We start from the raw sequence: 16,399 nt of genomic DNA, 5'->3' as shown, positions 1-16,399 counted from the left end.
TATTCCCATTTTATTATATAAAAAAACACCAGCATCAAGCTGGTGTTTTTTGTTTATGTCGAATTTATTATTTTTCTTTTGTAAAAGGAATCTTTTGAGAATCACTTATAATCAATTCAAAACCTGACTGATTTTCATTGAACTGAAATTTAACACCTGCTCTTTTAGATTCAAATAGATTTTTACCTATTGGCTCCACAGAAATTTTTGGATAACCTGTCATTTCCACATTTAGAACATTGTTTTTCTCAGTAAACTCAATTTTTATTGGAGCATTCGGATTGGAATAAATTCCTAAATAACCATCTAAAATGATGTCTTTTTCAATTGTACCCTTATCAGCAGTCCAAATGTTATTCCCTTCATTACTATCCGGGAAAACGTGATCTGGATCTAAAGTAATACTTTCAATCTCTTCAGTAGAATTATGTTTAAAAGACCATTCCTTATTTCTTTGCCATACTTCAACCGGCAATTTTACTCTATTTACCTTTCCGCTTTTAGTTTTTACATCCAGAATTACTGGCATAACCATTTTCTCGAAGTTCTCTATAGTGATAACAACACCTTGCTTAGGGTCATTTTTCACATATTTAATCGAATTAATCCCTTGATCTAATCTCCAATTATTAACGATCCAACCTCTCCAAAACCAACTTAAATCTTCACCAGCAACATTCTCCATAGTTCTGAAGAAATCATCTGGAGTAGGATGCTTATAAGCCCAACGATCAATATAAGTACGGAAAGCCAAATCAAAACGCTCTGGTCCTAATACTTGTTCCCGTAATATAACTAAACCTGAACTGGGCTTTGAATAACACAAAAGACCTATGTTTCCTTCTTTCATATTATCAGGTGAACTCATAATAGTCTCTAAATTAGGACTTGTATAAGTTTCAGCTCTTTGATGTAAATCAGCAGCTTCTTCTTTGAATTCTCCATTGTTAAAATCAGCTCCACTCAATGAATTAATAAAAGTATTGAAACCTTCATCCATCCACGCAAATAAACGCTCATTAGAACCTACAATCATTGGAAACCAAATATGTCCAAATTCGTGGTCTGTAACTCCCCATAAATCAGCTCCTTTAGACTCCCAACTGCAAAAAACAATTCCAGGATATTCCATTCCTCCCTCATTTCCAGCCACGTTTGTAGCTGAAGGATAAGGATATTCTAACCATCTTTTAGAATAGTTTTCGATAGAAGCTTTAGTATATTCAGTAGAACGTCCCCAAGCATCATTCCCTTCACTTTCAACAGGGTAAACTGATAATGCAAGTGATTTTTTACCGCTTGGTAAATTAATTTTGGCACCATCTAAAATAAATGCTGCCGAAGATGCCCAAGAAACGTCTCTCGCATTTTTAATATTATAATGCCACGTTTTTGTTGTAGTTGATACGTTTTTAGAAGAAATAGCAACTTCATCTGCTGTACGTATGAAAACCGTTTTGTCGCTTTGTTTGGCTTGTGCCAATCTATTTTGTTCTACAGTTGAATAAACTGCTGTTGGATTCAACAGCTCTCCTGAACAGACAACTATATGATTAGAAGGTGCTGTAATATTTACATCAAAATCTCCGTATTCAAGATAAAACTCAGAAGCACCTAAATAAGGATTCGTGTTCCAACCTCTCACATCATCATACACACACATACGTGGATACCATTGAGCAATTGTAAAAATCTTTCCATTCTTAGTTTCAAGAACTCCTGTTCTGTCTGAACCTTCTTCTGGAGAAATATATGAGAAATCAATTTTTATTTTAACGGAACCTCCTTTAGCTTTTAATTCTTGAGGAAGAAAAACTTGCATTCTTGTATCAGTTATGATGAACTTCGCATTAGCTTCAGTAGTTTTTCCATTAGAAATAGAAACAACCTTAACCGATTTTATTTTATGACCTCCGTCAAAAACTTGTCCTTGCGCACCATTACGACTTCCAGTTAAAGGAACAATAGCATTACCACGTGAATCTTCTTTGAATAGATTTTGATCTACATTCATCCATAAAAAAGACATTTTATCAGGGCTATTATTAGTGTAAGTAATAATATCAGTACCGATAATTTCATTGTTCTTTTCATTCAACTTTGCAGTTATCTGATAGTCAGCTCTATTTTGCCAATATTCCGCACCGGGTTGTCCACTTGCAGAACGCGTGCTTGTTGCATTTTTAGTGTAAAACAAAGGTCCAAATGCATCATGGTAATCATAATTTGAAATTGGGGTATTCTTTGCTGCTGTGACAGGGACTTGTTGTGCCGAAAGGGACGAAATCCCTAATAACAAAGCCATCTGAAATAGGCCTTTAAAACAATTAATTTTCATAAATTTAGTTTTTTTAATTTAAGAGAAGTTTCAGGAGCTTACTTATAAGTCCAAAATCTAAATACTTTAATTTCTGATTTTAATGTATAGGCAACGAATTTAGCTAATTTTTAATAATTTCATAAACTTAAGTAGCTTATTTTAAAAAAGGGCAAAAAAAAAACCAACTGGAAAGTTGATTTTTTTTAAAAAATTTAGATCAATTTAATGATTCTATTTATAGGTATTCCTACTCCTTTTTTAAGGACAACACTGTTATCAGTTACAGCCCATACAGTAGTTTCTACGACTTTTTTAGATTCATCATCTTCAAAGTATATTTTAATTTTCATATGCTCAATATTACCCAAAGTTTGTGCGCGATTTAAGTCAACCCGCCTTTGTATAATAGCATCTGTATCTTCTAAAACCTCTTCAGAAGGAAATTTCAAAGCATAAATGTTTTCTTTTTCTATAATTTGAAAATTTGCTATCATAATAATATTTTTTTTAGTTTACCTCTAGCATTTGTCTTAGTGAATTTAATGAAATATATTTACAAATCAAAAAAAAACATAACTTATATTCATATTGAACACAACACTAACACAAGGAAAATTTTCAGCAGTAATAAACCATAAGGGCGCCGAATTAATTTCTTTTAAAAAAAATAGTAAAGAATATATCTGGAATGGAAATCCTGAATTTTGGGCTAAACATTCTCCTGTATTATTCCCTATTGTTGGAACATTAAAAGATAACACTTATTCTTATAATGAAACGGAATATCATTTATCCCGCCATGGATTTGCTAGGGATATGCTATTCGAAAGAGTTGATCATAAAGAAAATAGCGCCACATTTTCATTGAAATCAAATGAAATAACTTTAAAACAGTACCCTTTTGAATTTGAGTTACTAATCATATATACATTACAGCAAAGTAGTTTATGCATCCAATATAAGGTCATAAACAACACTAATTCAAAGATGCCTTTTTCTATTGGGGCACATCCTGCTTTTTCATTAGCTGGTACTTTTGACGATTATTCGCTTCAATTTGAAAAAGAGGAAACTTTAGAGTACCATCTTTTGGAAAATGGATTAATCACAAACCAAATAAAAAAGATTAACCTTAAGGACAGAATGATTCCATTAAAGTACCAACTATTCAAAGACGATGCATTGGTCTTTAAAAAATTAGAATCTAAAACTGTAACTATATTAGAAAACAATAGTCCTATACTCAGAGTAAATTTCGAAGATTTTCCAAACTTAGGCATATGGACATTAGAAAATGCACCATTCCTGTGTATCGAACCATGGTTTGGGTATTCAAATACGATAGAGAGTTCAGGAGATCTATTTGAAAAAGAAGGAATACAGCTATTAGACAGTAGTGAATCCTTTGAAGCAAAATTCAGTATAAATATTCTTTAATTATAAAATATGTTATCCCTTAATTTCTCTCCTTTTCCAAATATTGAAACGGAACGACTCCTATTAAGACGTGTTGATAAAAAGGATGTAAACGAAATATTCGAATTACGTTCTAATATCGAAACAATGAAATATATTCCCAGACCAATAGTGAAGTCAATCGAAGAAGCTTTAGAACATATTGCTAACATCGATGAAAAAATTAAAGCCAATGAAGGCATCAATTGGGCAATTACACTCAAGAATGATACAAGGCTTATTGGAATTATAGGTCACTACAGGATAAAGCCGGAACATTTCCGTGCCGAAATTGGCTATATGTTATTACCGGAATATAATGGAAAAGGGATTGTTACTGAAGCTGTAAATGAAGTTGTAAACTATGGCTTTAACACGATGAATTTACATTCAATTGAAGCAATTATTTCTCCTGATAATTTAGCCTCTGAGAAAGTGTTGCAAAAAAATGGTTTTATTAAAGAAGCTTATTTTAAACAAAATGAATGCTTTAATGGTCGTTTTATAGATACTGTTATTTATTCGCTATTAAAGAAGCCTTAATACCAAGGGTATTAATTAAAAACACAATAAATTTTGACCAAAATTATTATGGTTAAAATTTAAGATTTTTCTATCATTAACTTCTATATTTGCACAAAAATTATTAAAATTTAAATTGTGTTTTTATAAATAGAAACACATAGGAAACAATTACATGAAAAAGTTACTTATTATTATCGTTCTTTTTTTTTCAATTCATTCACAAAGTCAAACATATATAAAAGTTAATGCACTTACCACGATATTTACATTACCACAAGTAGCTATTGAAACAAGTATTGGAAAAAAATCAACTTTTCAGTTTGATGCAATGGCATCACCATGGAAATCTGTAAATGGCAAGCCTAGACAATTTTACATTTTAATTCCCGAATATCGTTACCATTTTAAGGACACAGAAAATGGTTTATACGTAGGAGGACATATGGGGGCTACTTTTTTTAATTTTCAAAAATGGAATTATTTAAATACAAACCTTTACGAAAAAGGCCTTGGTTATGTTATGGGTGTAACAGTAGGATTTAAAGCAAAAATAAACGATAAGTTTATGTTGGATTGTTTTGTGGGTGGAGGAAATCATCAAGGCTTCTATAAGGGGTATTATATTGGTACAAATGAACGATACGAGTTTGTTAAAAACTATAATAAAAGCGGGGAATGGCTGCCTTACAGAGGCGGTGTTATGGTATCTTATAAGCTGAATTAAAAAAAACCATAATCATTCAATTCTAAGCAATTGTGAAAATATCATAGGACTTACTATTGATGAATATTATATAAGCATATTGAATTTAATTATGAAAAAAACTTTTTTAATTCTGGTTCTTTTAATTACAATGACCGGTCATTCTCAAAAAGTATTGGATACTATAAAACCAATTCAATTAAAAGAAATTAAACTTCCTTTACAACGTTATACAAAATCCTCAAAAAAAACAACACAAAAAATTGAAACTATTTCTCAAAAAGAAATAGAGCAACAAAATTTTCAAAACACCGCAGATTTACTTTCTAATAGTGGTACGTTAACAGTTCAGAAATCACAACAAGGTGGAGGAAGTCCGGTAATTCGTGGGTTTGAAGCCAACAGAATACTGCTCCTAGTAGATGGTATCCGAATGAACAACTTAATTTTTAGATCCGGTCATTTGCAAAATGTGATTACAGTAGATGAAAATATGCTGGAACAGGTTGATGTATTATTTGGCCCTTCATCAACTATTTTCGGTAGTGATGCTATGGGAGGTGCGATTAATTTAAAGACCAAAGACGCTAAATTACTTTCGGAAATAAACACTACTTTTTCCGGTAATGCATCTACAAGATACAGTTCTTCAAATGAAGAAAAGTCAGGTTATTTAGATTTAAATTTTGCAGGAAAAAAATGGGGTTCATTATCCGCATTTTCATATAATGATTTTGGAGATTTAAGAATGGGAAGTAAGAAAAACGGAAAGAATGATTTCTTTGGTGAGCGTCCCTTTTATGTTGAAACTATAAATGGAAATGATCAATTAGTTCCAAATTCAGATAAACTTGTCCAAAAATTTAGTGGCTACACCCAATACAATGCAATGCAGAAAGTTGTTTTTCAGCAAAACGAAACTGCCCAGCACAGTTTGAATTTACAGTTATCCACTACTTCAGATGTACCCAGATATGATCGTTTAACCGACCAAAATGGAACTAAATTAAAAAATGTCAGATGGGATTATGGTCCTCAAAAAAGGTTTTTAGCAGCCTATAAACTTACCAAAGAAAATGTTTTTTTAAATAGTGACATGAGTTTAGGATTCAACTATCAAAATGTAGAAGAAAGCCGAATCACCAGGAAATTCAACAATGATAACACCAAAACTCAACTAGAAAAAATAAATGTTTATTCTATTAATGCCGACTTTGAAACAAAAATTGGAAAAGGCGATTTCCTATATGGTGCTGAAATGTTTTATGATGATTTAAACTCTAGTGCAACAAATTCAAATAGAAAAACAGGAGCAGTAACTGTTACTGATTCAAGATACCCTAACGGCATTAATCATACCTTAAGAACTGATGTATTTGCTACCTATAGTTCAAATATCAATGATAAAACAGCATATAATTTTGGAGCAAGAGCGGGATATGTTACTTTAAAAAGCACAATTGCTGATAATTCAATTTTCAGTTTCCCATTTGATGAAATAAACCAAAGTAATTTTACTTATAGCGGAGCAGCCGGAATAGTCAATAATAATTCGACCACCAGAATTGCTTTTAATTTAGCTACTGGTTTTAGAGTACCTAATATTGATGACTTAGGGAAACTATTTGACTCGGCAAGTGGCATATTAATTGTACCAAATCAAAATATAAAACCTGAAAAATCAGTTTCGGCAGAATTAAGCATCACCTTATTTAAAGGAAAAACAATTGAGTTTGAAAACACTCTTTTTTATACCCGTTTATTTGACGCAATTATAACAGACAAATTCCTTTTTAATGGACAAAGTGTAGTTAACTACGCTGGCCAACCTAGTACTGTTTTTGCAAATCAAAATATGGGGACGGCGAATGTCACGGGTGTGACTTCAACATTAAAAATTACAATCACAAAACCGTTACAATTTTACGGTAGTTTTAATTTTACAAATGGGCGAATTGTAAATAACAATAGTGATCGACCACTCGATCATATCCCCCCTTTTTATGGGAAAACGGGATTGAAATACGAAAACAAAAATTTCAATCTTGATTTTTATATGCTCTATAATGGAAAGAAAGACATTTCAGATTACTTTCTAAATGGAGAAGACAATGAACAATATGCTCCTGTTGAGGGAATGCCAGCTTGGCAAACTTTCAACTTGAAAGGTGCTACAACCGTTGTGAAAAATCTAACTTTATATAGTGGAATTGAAAATATTCTAGATACTCAATATAGAACATTCGCATCTGGAATAAATGCTTCAGGTAGAAATATCTATATTGGAGCCAAAATTCATTTTTAGATAAATAAAATTATGACTGCCCTAAAAAGCTCAAATAGTACTATTTGAGCTTTTTTTATTCTTTAATAAATTTAGATAAGGAGTCTATATACAATTCCTCTACTTTTAACCTTGCCCAGTCGGTTTTTCTTAAAAACGTCAAGCTTGATTTTATACTTGGATTTTCGTTAAAACATTTTATTTTAACTATTTCCCCTAATGTATCAAAGCCATAATATTCGACTAATTGTTCTAAAATTGTTTTTAGAGTGATCCCGTGAAGCGGATCTTTAGATTTTTGCTTTTCCATAATGCAAATTTATATCAATTTTACAAAAAATAGTGCTGATTTATTGAATTGTTCCTACATTTGCAATCCTATGCTAAAAACAGTCAACATACTTAATAAGAGAGCTCGATTTGATTATGAAATAATCGAAAAATTCACTGCTGGAATTGTTTTGGCGGGAACCGAAATTAAATCCATTCGTTTAGGGAAGGCTAATATAACGGAGAGTTTTTGTGAATTTAGTAACAACGAACTTTTTGCTATCAATACCTATATTGAAGAGTATACTTTTGGGAATCAATTCAATCATAAAGCACGAAGTGAAAGAAAACTTCTTTTAAATAAACGCGAGCTAAAAAGCTTAGAACGAAGTGTGCAAGCCAAAGGATTAACCATTGTTCCCTTGAAGTTGTTTACAAATGAAAAGGGAATGGCTAAACTGGAGATTGGTCTTTGTAGAGGTAAGAAAACCTATGACAAAAGAGAATCTTTAAAAGAACAAGATACAAAACGCGACTTAGCCCGTATAAAAAAAGAATACAAATAAAATCAAGGTTAGGCAACTAACCTTTTTTTTATTACAAATTGATGACATTTATAGTCAAGACAAATCACAACTAATCTTTTCTAATGAAAGAAATACTTAAAAATGCTCGAGAAAATAAAGGCCTAAAAACTAGAGAAGTATCTCAGTTATTAGGAATTGATCAGGCACTTGTGAGTAAGTTCGAAAGCGGTACAAGAAAACCCACTAGAGAACAAATCATAAAACTAGCGACACTTCTTGAAATAGATTTAGAGACATTGATTGTAACTTGGTTAAAAGAAAAAATCATTAACGAAATTGGCCAAGAAGAATTTGCTTTAAAAGCCTTAAAAATTGCTGAAGAAGAAATTAAACTTTTAAGAAATTCTACAACAAATGACATTTCGGCATCATTACAAAAAATTTTAGAAGAAATAAATAATTTAAAATTCAAATTAGACCATTTTCGTCAATTTGATAATAATACTATTTCTAAAACATTTGAAATTGAATACACTTTTGAAAGCAATCGTGCAGAAGGAAATACGCTTACACTCGAAGAAACTACTTTAATTATTAATAAAGGACTTACCATACCCGGAAAAAGTATGCGGGAACATCTCGAAGCAATTAATCATCAGGAAGCGATTGTTTATATTAAGAATATGGTTAAGAAAAGCACTCCGTTAAATGAAAGGGAGTTGCTATCTATTCATAATTTAATACTAAGAGGAATTTATCCAGAAGATGCAGGTCGTTATAGAAAGCAAGATATAAGTATAGAAGGTTTCAATTACACCCCCCCGCAACATTTAAAAATAACTAAAGAAATGGGTGATTATTTTATTTGGTATGAAACCAATAAAAACAGTCTGCACCCAATTGTTTTAGCTGCCGAAATGCAGGAACGGTTAATAAAAATCCATCCTTTTTTATATGGTAATGAAAAAGCTTCCCGTATATTAAAAAACCTAATTTTATTGCAATATGGATATCCAATAACAACCATAAAAACGAGCAATGAAAACCAATACAAACAAGCTCTTGAATTAGCACTATCTAAAAACAAAGATGCTTTTGTTCTTTTTACAATCCAAATAGTAAAAGAAAGTATGCAACATTATATAAAAAATATTGCCCAATAAAAAACCCACTTAAATGTGGGTTTTTATATTAATTTTTATCTTCTAATAAAGGGACAAATCTAAATTCTCCCAATTCATGTTTTTCAAATTGCGTTTCATTTTTTCGGATCAGCAATGTCATAATTTGTACATCTTCTCCTAATGGGATAACAAGCCTACCTCCTATTTTTAATTGAGCCATTAATGGTTGCGGAATAAATGGCGCCCCAGCAGTTACAATGATACTGTCAAAAGGAGCATAACTTGGTAACCCTTTATATCCATCTCCAAAGGATAAATGTTTAGGGCGAATATTTAATTTTGGTAATAACGCAGAAGTTTGTTTGAACAACTCATTCTGACGTTCAACACTATACACTTTTGCTCCCATCATATAAAGTACAGCTGTTTGATATCCGGAACCGGTTCCAATTTCCAAAACTTTGTGGTCTTTCTTAATTTCCAATAATTGTGATTGGAAAGCAACAGTGTAGGGTTGTGAAATGGTTTGTCCTGCTCCAATAGGAAATGCTTTGTCCTGATAAGCATAATCTTCAAAACTAGAATTCAAAAACAGGTGCCTTGGTATTTTTTTTATAGCATCCAGAACATTCAAATCAGTAATTCCTTTCTTCTGCAAAGTACTTACTAATTGATTACGAAGTCCTTGATGTTTGGCTTTATCTATCAATGTTTTTAAATTTAATTTTGGTAAAAGTAGAAAAGAAATTCTAATTATAATTATCTAATTTTAATTTTTAATATCTCAAATAATTGTCCCTTAACACTGATTATTTAATCATTTTATTCCTATTTTTGTGGAAATAACATCATTATGCTGAAAATTGGAGTATTAGGTGCTGGTCATCTTGGGAAAATACATTTACGATTATTACAACAATCTGAAAAATATGAATTAGTTGGTTTTTACGACCCAAATCAAGAGAATGCTGAAAAGATTTCTAAGGAATTTGGTTATAAACACTTTAGTACAATTGCAACTCTAATTCATGCAGTTGATGTCATCGATATCGTTACTCCTACTCTTTCCCATTATAAATGTGCTAAAGTAGCCATCAAATCTGGAAAACATGTTTTTATAGAAAAACCCATTTCAAATACCGTTGAAGAAGCCGAAGAAATTATTGCTTTAGCTAATGAATATAATGTGAAAGGGCAAGTGGGCCATGTAGAACGCTTTAATCCTGCTTTCATTGCCACTAAAAACATGATTGAGAATCCTATGTTTATTGAAACGCACCGTTTGGCCGAGTTTAATCCTCGTGGTACCGATGTTCCAGTAGTATTAGACTTAATGATTCATGATATTGATGTTATATTAAGTGTAGTTAAATCTAAAGTGAAAAATATAAGTGCAAGTGGCGTTTCTGTAATTAGTGACACTCCAGATATTGCAAATGCCCGAATCGAATTTGAAAATGGATGTGTAGCTAATTTAACAGCTAGTAGAATTTCGATGAAAAATATGCGTAAGACACGTTTCTTCCAGAAAGATGCCTATATATCAGTGGATTTTTTAGAGAAAAAATGTGAAGTTGTAAAGATGAAAGATGCTCCAGAAGTTCCTGGTGATTTTGATATGATTCTACAAAACGCGGAAGGTGCTAAAAAACAAATCTATTTCTCAAATCCTGAGGTTGAACAAAACAATGCCATCTTAGAAGAATTAGAAACTTTTGCAGATGCTATAAATACAAATTCAACTCCTGTTGTTACATTAGAACAAGCAACAGAAGCTTTAAGAGTAGCTTACCAAATTATAGACTGTTTTAAAAAGTAAAACAAGCATTCGGATTTAAAAGTTAGACGAGAAAACTTTAAAATAAAAAAACAAAAAAAAATGAAAATAATAGCTGTAATAGGAGCAGGAACAATGGGTAATGGAATTGCTCACACTTTTGCTCAAAGTGGTTTTACCGTAAAATTAATTGACGTATCTGAAAAATCTTTAGATAAAGGAATGGCAACAATTGCTGCTAATCTTGACAGAATGGTTGCTAAAGGAACCATTACTCAAGAAGACAAAGCAAAAACAATCACAAATATCATCACCTACACTGACATAAAAGATGGTGTTGTAGGAGTGGATCTAGTTGTAGAAGCTGCTACAGAAAACGTGGATTTAAAACTTAATATTTTCAAACAATTAAACGAAGCCTGTTCTCACAATACAATTTTGGCAACAAATACTTCATCAATTTCAATTACTCAAATAGGGGCTGTTGTAGCACATCCTGAAAGAGTGATTGGGATGCACTTTATGAATCCTGTGCCTATTATGAAATTGGTTGAAATCATTCGTGGATACAATACGAGTGATGAAGTGACGAAAACTATTATGTCATTATCTGAAAAATTAGGAAAAACACCGGTAGAAGTAAATGACTACCCAGGTTTTGTTGCTAATAGAATTTTGATGCCAATGATAAACGAAGCTATCGAAACATTATACAATGGAGTTGCAGGAGTTTATGAAATTGACACTGTTATGAAATTAGGTATGGGACACCCTATGGGGCCTTTACAACTAGCAGATTTTATCGGTCTTGATGTATGTTTAGCCATTTTAAATGTAATGTATGACGGATTCAAAAACCCAAAATATGCCCCTTGCCCATTGTTAGTTAATATGGTTCGTGCAGGGAAACTTGGAGTGAAATCAGGCGAAGGTTTTTATGATTATAGCGAAAGCAGAAAAGCAGAAAAAGTTTCCAAACAATTTATATAAATAGTGTTCAGTGTTCAGTTTTTAGTGTTCAGTACCTGAAACTGAATACTAAAAACTGAACACTGCTTACTTTAACGATATGGCTAAAATAGTTCCTTTCAAAGCAGTACGTCCCACTAGAGATAAAGTCAGTCTGGTTAGCTGTCGTTCATTTGAAGAATACACCACTGCTGAATTAGCAGCACAATTAGACTTTAATCCTTTGTCTTTTTTACATGTTCTTAAACCTGCATATACAAATCAGGAAAAGGTTTCTTCTGAAAAAAGATACCGACAGGTTCATCAAAAATACCAAGATTTCAAGGCTGAAAATATATTGGTAAAAGATAAAATTCCAGCAATTTACATTCATAAAATTGTAACTAAAACGCAATCCTTTACAGGATTAATTGTTGGTACTAGTATTGCCGATTATTGCAATGATGTCATAAAGAAACATGAAGACACAATTGATTTCAGGGTACAGCTTCTTAAGGATTACATGAAATATTCGGAGTTCAATACGGAACCCGTATTGATGACTTATCCTGATAATAAAGATATTGAAAACTGGATCATTAATCGCACACAAAACTTAGCTGATTTTGAGTTTTCTACAACAAAAAAAGAAATTAATTATTTTTGGAAAATTGAAGACCCCAAAGAAATTAGCTGGATTCAGACAATCTTTGAAAACATAGGCGCCCTTTATATAGCTGATGGTCATCACCGTTCTGAAGCATCAAAACAATTGTTAGAAGAAAATGACAATCCAGAAAACAAAGCTAAAAATTTCTTGTTGAGCTATTTAATTCCTGAAAATAACATCAAGATTTACGAGTATAACAGACTTATAAAAGATTTAAATGGGCTTCAAAAAAATGATTTTATCCATAAATTGAATTCTGTTTTTATTATCGAAAATAAGGATCAACAGCCTTTTCAACCTTCTGAAAAACATCAATTTGGGATGTACCTTGATAATGAATTCTATAGTTTGATTTTAAGAAGCGAATTTTGTGATTTTAATACCTCTTTAGAAAGTCTAGATGCCCAAATACTCTATCAAACAGTGTTGTTTCCTCTATTGGGAATTAATGACTTACGAAATGACGAACGCATTGAGTACATTTCCGGAAAACATTCGATACTGGAATTGAAACAAACAATTGATGAAGGAGAATTTGAAGTTGGTTTTATACTATTCCCTTCCACAATAAATGAAATAAAAGCTTTGGCAGATGCTAATTTAATTATGCCTCCAAAGAGTACTTATATTGAACCAAAGTTCAGAAGCGGAATTATCGTTTACGAGCTTTAAATCAGCCTAAAAAATAAAAAATGGCAATAGCAGGAAATTTAAAAGAAATAAAATTAACTTTAACTGAGAATGTAACCCTGGTTGCCGTTTCTAAAACAAAACCTATTCCTGATTTAATGGAAGCCTATGATGCCGGTCAGCGTATTTTTGGAGAAAATAAAATCCAAGAAATGGTTGAGAAATGGGAACAAATGCCCAAAAATATCCAATGGCATATGATAGGACATGTTCAAACGAACAAGGTTAAATTTATGGCACCATTTGTGAGCTTAATTCACGGAGTGGATAGTTTGAAGCTATTACAGGAAATTAACAAACAGGCATTAAAAAACAACCGAGTAATCGATTGTTTGCTACAAATATACATTGCTGAGGAAGAATCTAAATTTGGACTTGATGAAAAAGAACTTAATGAGTTACTTGCATCAACTGAATTTCAACAATTGAAAAACATTCGAATAATAGGATTAATGGGAATGGCGACATTTACCGACAATCAAAACCAAATTAAAAAAGAATTCATGCATTTGAAATCTATTTTTGACCGTATTGAAGCGATTTATCCCGTGTCTAATTCGAAAAAAACAGAATCAAATGTTTTAAATACAAATAGTCATTTCTCTACATTATCTATGGGAATGTCTGGAGACTATAAATTAGCAATTGAATGTGGCAGTACAATGGTTCGAATAGGAAGTAGTATCTTTGGAACGAGATAGCGATTGATGATTGACGTTTGTTAATCTTAACGATAGCGAACTGGTAAAGCATTTCAGATATGAAAACTGAACTAAAAACTGAACACTTTAAACTGTAAACTGAATACTTATTTTGTACGCAATACTTGACATAGAAACCACTGGGGGTCAATTCAACGAAGAAGGAATCACTGAAATCGCCATCTATAAATTTGATGGTCACGAAGTCGTGGATCAATTTATCAGTTTAGTTAATCCCGAAATTCCAATTCAACCTTTCGTTGTAAAACTAACAGGTATTAATAATGCTATGTTAACATCTGCTCCTAAGTTTTTTGAAGTAGCTAAGCGAATTATAGAAATGACTAATGATTGTGTACTTGTAGCACACAACGCCGATTTTGATTATAGGATTCTACGAACTGAATTTCGTCGTTTGGGTTATGATTTTTGCCAAAAAACGTTGTGTACTGTTGAATTGTCTAAAAAATTATTACCGGAACAAACATCACACAGCTTAGGAAAGTTAGTTCGCGCCTTGGGAATTCCTATGGCTGACAGACACCGTGCTAGCGGTGATGCTATGGCAACTGTAAAGCTTTTCAAAATGCTACTTGATAAAGATTTAGAAAAAGTTATTGTAACAGATCTTATTAAATCCGGAATTGAAAAGGGAATAGCACCTAAGCTAACTACCATTATCGAAAGTTTACCTTCAAGAACAGGCACATATTATATTCATAATGAAGCAGGTATAATAATATTTATAGGAAAAAGTAAAAACATAAAAAAAAGAGTCAATCAACATTTTACCGGCATTACAACTAGTGCCAAAAAAATTCAAAAAGAAGTGTTTACGGTTACCTATGAAGAAACTGGGACGGAATTGATTGCCTTTTTAAAAGAAACCGAAGAAATAAAAGTCAATAAACCTGTCTATAATAGAATGTCACGCAAGAGTAATTTTTCTTGGTCTGTTTATTCTGAAAAAGATGTCAATGGTTATATTAATTTAAAACTTCAAAAATCTGACGGTAGAAAGAAAGAAATCACGTCTTATCTAAACGCCCTGGAAGGTCAAAATGCTTTATATAGAATTACCACTGATTTTAAACTTTGCCAAAAATTAACCGGTTTATACCAGTCCAAAACACATTGTTTTCAGCATACAATCAGTGAATGTGATGGAGCATGTGTTGGAAAAATTTCTGTTACCGAATATAATTCCCGCATCCAAACTTTTATAGATAACAACGGAATCGATAATAAAAGTATGATCATTGTAGACAAAGGAAGGACCATTAATGAGCGAAGTGCGATATTAATTGAAGACGGAATCTATAAAGGCTATTGTTTTTATGATTTAAATTATCAGATTAATAATATCGAAGTACTAAAAAACATTATTATCCCAATGCCAAATAACCGTGATGCTCGAAATATTATTCAAGGACATCTTAGAAAAAACAAAGGCTTTAAGATTATAAATTTATAGAGTGATTTTAATTATATCCCTTATTTATGAACAAAATAAGATCGAAATACGACCTTTTCAAGCATAAAACATATATCATTATTTATGGTACATCTACAAAGGCAGGCCGTTTATTTGACCTTATTCTATTAGGTTTAATATTATTAAGTGTTTTTTTGGTAATGATGGAAACCGTAGAAGGTTTTGATAAAAAATACCACGCTTATTTGCTTTTTTTCGAATGGGTAATAACCGCATTTTTTACCATCGAATACATATTGAGAATCCTTACCATCAATAAACCTTTTAAATACATTTTTAGTTTCTACGGACTGATAGATCTGCTTGCCACACTACCTATGTATTTATCGTTATTTATGACAGGAACCAGTATTTTAACTATTGTTCGTTCACTGAGATTATTGCGTTTGTTTAAAATTTTAAACCACCCGCAGTTTACTAGTCAATCCGTACAACTTAGACAAGCTCTACATGCCAGTAAAGGAAAAATCATTGTATTTATCTATTTTGTACTTATCAGCACCATTATTATTGGATCGGTTATGTATGTTGTTGAAGGAAAAGAAAGCGGATTTACAAGTATTCCTGCTTCGATTTATTGGACAATTGTAACTTTGACAACAGTAGGTTACGGGGATATTTCTCCTCAAACACCTTTAGGACAGTTTATCGCTTCTTTTGTAATGATATTGGGGTATGGAATTATTGCCGTACCAACGGGAATTGTTTCAGCCGAAATCGCAAAAAGAACAATAAATAATCCTCCTATAGAATCACAAAATCCGTGTAAAGGATGCGGTACCGAAGATTATCCTGAGGATGCTAAATTTTGTCATCTGTGTGGACATACTTTAGAAAACAAATAGAATTAGAAGCTTAATCCCGCTGTACACTACAACTCCTCCTCTTTCAATTTGTATTTCTAAGACAT

Annotated in this window: 16 protein-coding genes; 12 read left to right on the top strand and 4 right to left on the bottom strand. The window is 31.9% G+C overall.

Features of this window, described 5'->3' with window-relative positions; translation table 11 throughout:
- Positions 1 to 67: 67 nt before the first annotated feature.
- Together FLAK523_RS10810 and FLAK523_RS10805 are read right to left on the bottom strand one after the other, a co-directional pair.
- The gene (locus FLAK523_RS10810) at positions 68 to 2,338 is read right to left on the bottom strand and encodes a M1 family metallopeptidase (protein ID WP_248903334.1); all 2,271 of its coding nucleotides are present in this window, start codon (positions 2,336 to 2,338) and stop codon (positions 68 to 70) included.
- Positions 2,339 to 2,532: 194 nt separating this feature from the next.
- The gene (locus tag FLAK523_RS10805; RefSeq protein WP_248903333.1) at positions 2,533 to 2,814 is read right to left on the bottom strand and encodes a hypothetical protein; all 282 of its coding nucleotides are present in this window, start codon (positions 2,812 to 2,814) and stop codon (positions 2,533 to 2,535) included.
- Between the two features lie 94 nt (positions 2,815 to 2,908).
- Here FLAK523_RS10805 and FLAK523_RS10800 point away from each other — a divergent pair, with 94 nt between their 5' ends.
- From FLAK523_RS10800 to FLAK523_RS10785, 4 genes are all read left to right on the top strand, one after another.
- Positions 2,909 to 3,757 carry an aldose 1-epimerase family protein gene (locus tag FLAK523_RS10800; protein WP_248903332.1) on the top strand — a complete coding sequence of 283 codons (849 nt, stop codon included), beginning with the start codon at positions 2,909 to 2,911 and terminating at the stop codon, positions 3,755 to 3,757.
- A gap of 9 nt (positions 3,758 to 3,766) precedes the next feature.
- Entirely contained in the window at positions 3,767 to 4,318 is a 552-nt protein-coding gene (locus tag FLAK523_RS10795; protein ID WP_248903331.1) for a GNAT family N-acetyltransferase, read from the top strand.
- 154 nt (positions 4,319 to 4,472) lie between these two features.
- Positions 4,473 to 5,024, top strand: coding sequence for a DUF3575 domain-containing protein (locus FLAK523_RS10790; RefSeq protein WP_248903330.1), 552 nt, complete (start codon positions 4,473 to 4,475; stop codon positions 5,022 to 5,024).
- A 91-nt stretch (positions 5,025 to 5,115) separates the two neighbouring features.
- Positions 5,116 to 7,308: a TonB-dependent siderophore receptor gene (locus FLAK523_RS10785; protein WP_248903329.1), complete on the top strand. Its 2,193-nt coding sequence runs from the start codon at positions 5,116 to 5,118 to the stop codon at positions 7,306 to 7,308.
- Positions 7,309 to 7,363: 55 nt separating this feature from the next.
- On the opposite strand, the gene FLAK523_RS10780 is transcribed toward FLAK523_RS10785, so the two are convergent.
- Positions 7,364 to 7,597 (bottom strand): VF530 family DNA-binding protein, encoded by a 234-nt coding sequence (locus FLAK523_RS10780; RefSeq protein ID WP_248903328.1) that lies wholly within the window; start codon positions 7,595 to 7,597, stop codon positions 7,364 to 7,366.
- 70 nt (positions 7,598 to 7,667) lie between these two features.
- On the opposite strand from FLAK523_RS10780, the gene smpB reads away from it, so the two are divergent.
- Both smpB and FLAK523_RS10770 read left to right on the top strand, forming a co-directional pair.
- Positions 7,668 to 8,123: an SsrA-binding protein SmpB gene (gene smpB / locus FLAK523_RS10775; RefSeq protein WP_248903327.1), complete on the top strand. Its 456-nt coding sequence runs from the start codon at positions 7,668 to 7,670 to the stop codon at positions 8,121 to 8,123.
- Positions 8,124 to 8,206: 83 nt separating this feature from the next.
- Positions 8,207 to 9,247 (top strand): Fic family protein, encoded by a 1,041-nt coding sequence (locus FLAK523_RS10770; RefSeq protein WP_248903326.1) that lies wholly within the window; start codon positions 8,207 to 8,209, stop codon positions 9,245 to 9,247.
- Between the two features lie 28 nt (positions 9,248 to 9,275).
- Here FLAK523_RS10770 and FLAK523_RS10765 read toward each other — a convergent pair whose 3' ends face one another.
- Positions 9,276 to 9,917, bottom strand: coding sequence for a protein-L-isoaspartate(D-aspartate) O-methyltransferase (locus FLAK523_RS10765; RefSeq protein ID WP_248903325.1), 642 nt, complete (start codon positions 9,915 to 9,917; stop codon positions 9,276 to 9,278).
- Positions 9,918 to 10,061: 144 nt separating this feature from the next.
- Here FLAK523_RS10765 and FLAK523_RS10760 point away from each other — a divergent pair, with 144 nt between their 5' ends.
- The 6 genes from FLAK523_RS10760 (at position 10,062) to FLAK523_RS10735 (ending at position 16,334) form a co-directional block, all read left to right on the top strand.
- Positions 10,062 to 11,027 (top strand): Gfo/Idh/MocA family protein, encoded by a 966-nt coding sequence (locus FLAK523_RS10760; RefSeq protein ID WP_248903324.1) that lies wholly within the window; start codon positions 10,062 to 10,064, stop codon positions 11,025 to 11,027.
- Positions 11,028 to 11,087: 60 nt separating this feature from the next.
- Positions 11,088 to 11,975 (top strand): 3-hydroxyacyl-CoA dehydrogenase family protein, encoded by an 888-nt coding sequence (locus FLAK523_RS10755; protein WP_248903323.1) that lies wholly within the window; start codon positions 11,088 to 11,090, stop codon positions 11,973 to 11,975.
- Positions 11,976 to 12,054: 79 nt separating this feature from the next.
- The gene (locus tag FLAK523_RS10750; protein ID WP_248903322.1) at positions 12,055 to 13,275 is read left to right on the top strand and encodes a DUF1015 domain-containing protein; all 1,221 of its coding nucleotides are present in this window, start codon (positions 12,055 to 12,057) and stop codon (positions 13,273 to 13,275) included.
- A 20-nt stretch (positions 13,276 to 13,295) separates the two neighbouring features.
- Positions 13,296 to 13,994, top strand: a complete 699-nt coding sequence (locus FLAK523_RS10745; RefSeq protein WP_248903321.1) for a YggS family pyridoxal phosphate-dependent enzyme — start codon at positions 13,296 to 13,298, stop codon at positions 13,992 to 13,994.
- Between the two features lie 112 nt (positions 13,995 to 14,106).
- Positions 14,107 to 15,468 (top strand): exonuclease domain-containing protein, encoded by a 1,362-nt coding sequence (locus tag FLAK523_RS10740; protein WP_248903320.1) that lies wholly within the window; start codon positions 14,107 to 14,109, stop codon positions 15,466 to 15,468.
- Between the two features lie 26 nt (positions 15,469 to 15,494).
- Positions 15,495 to 16,334: an ion transporter gene (locus FLAK523_RS10735; protein WP_248903319.1), complete on the top strand. Its 840-nt coding sequence runs from the start codon at positions 15,495 to 15,497 to the stop codon at positions 16,332 to 16,334.
- The last annotated feature ends 65 nt before the right edge of the window (positions 16,335 to 16,399 follow it).

Origin of the sequence: Flavobacterium sp. K5-23, from assembly GCF_023278045.1 — a bacterium.
GTDB lineage: Bacteria > Bacteroidota > Bacteroidia > Flavobacteriales > Flavobacteriaceae > Flavobacterium.
This window is presented reverse-complemented; position numbering and strand designations above follow the sequence as displayed.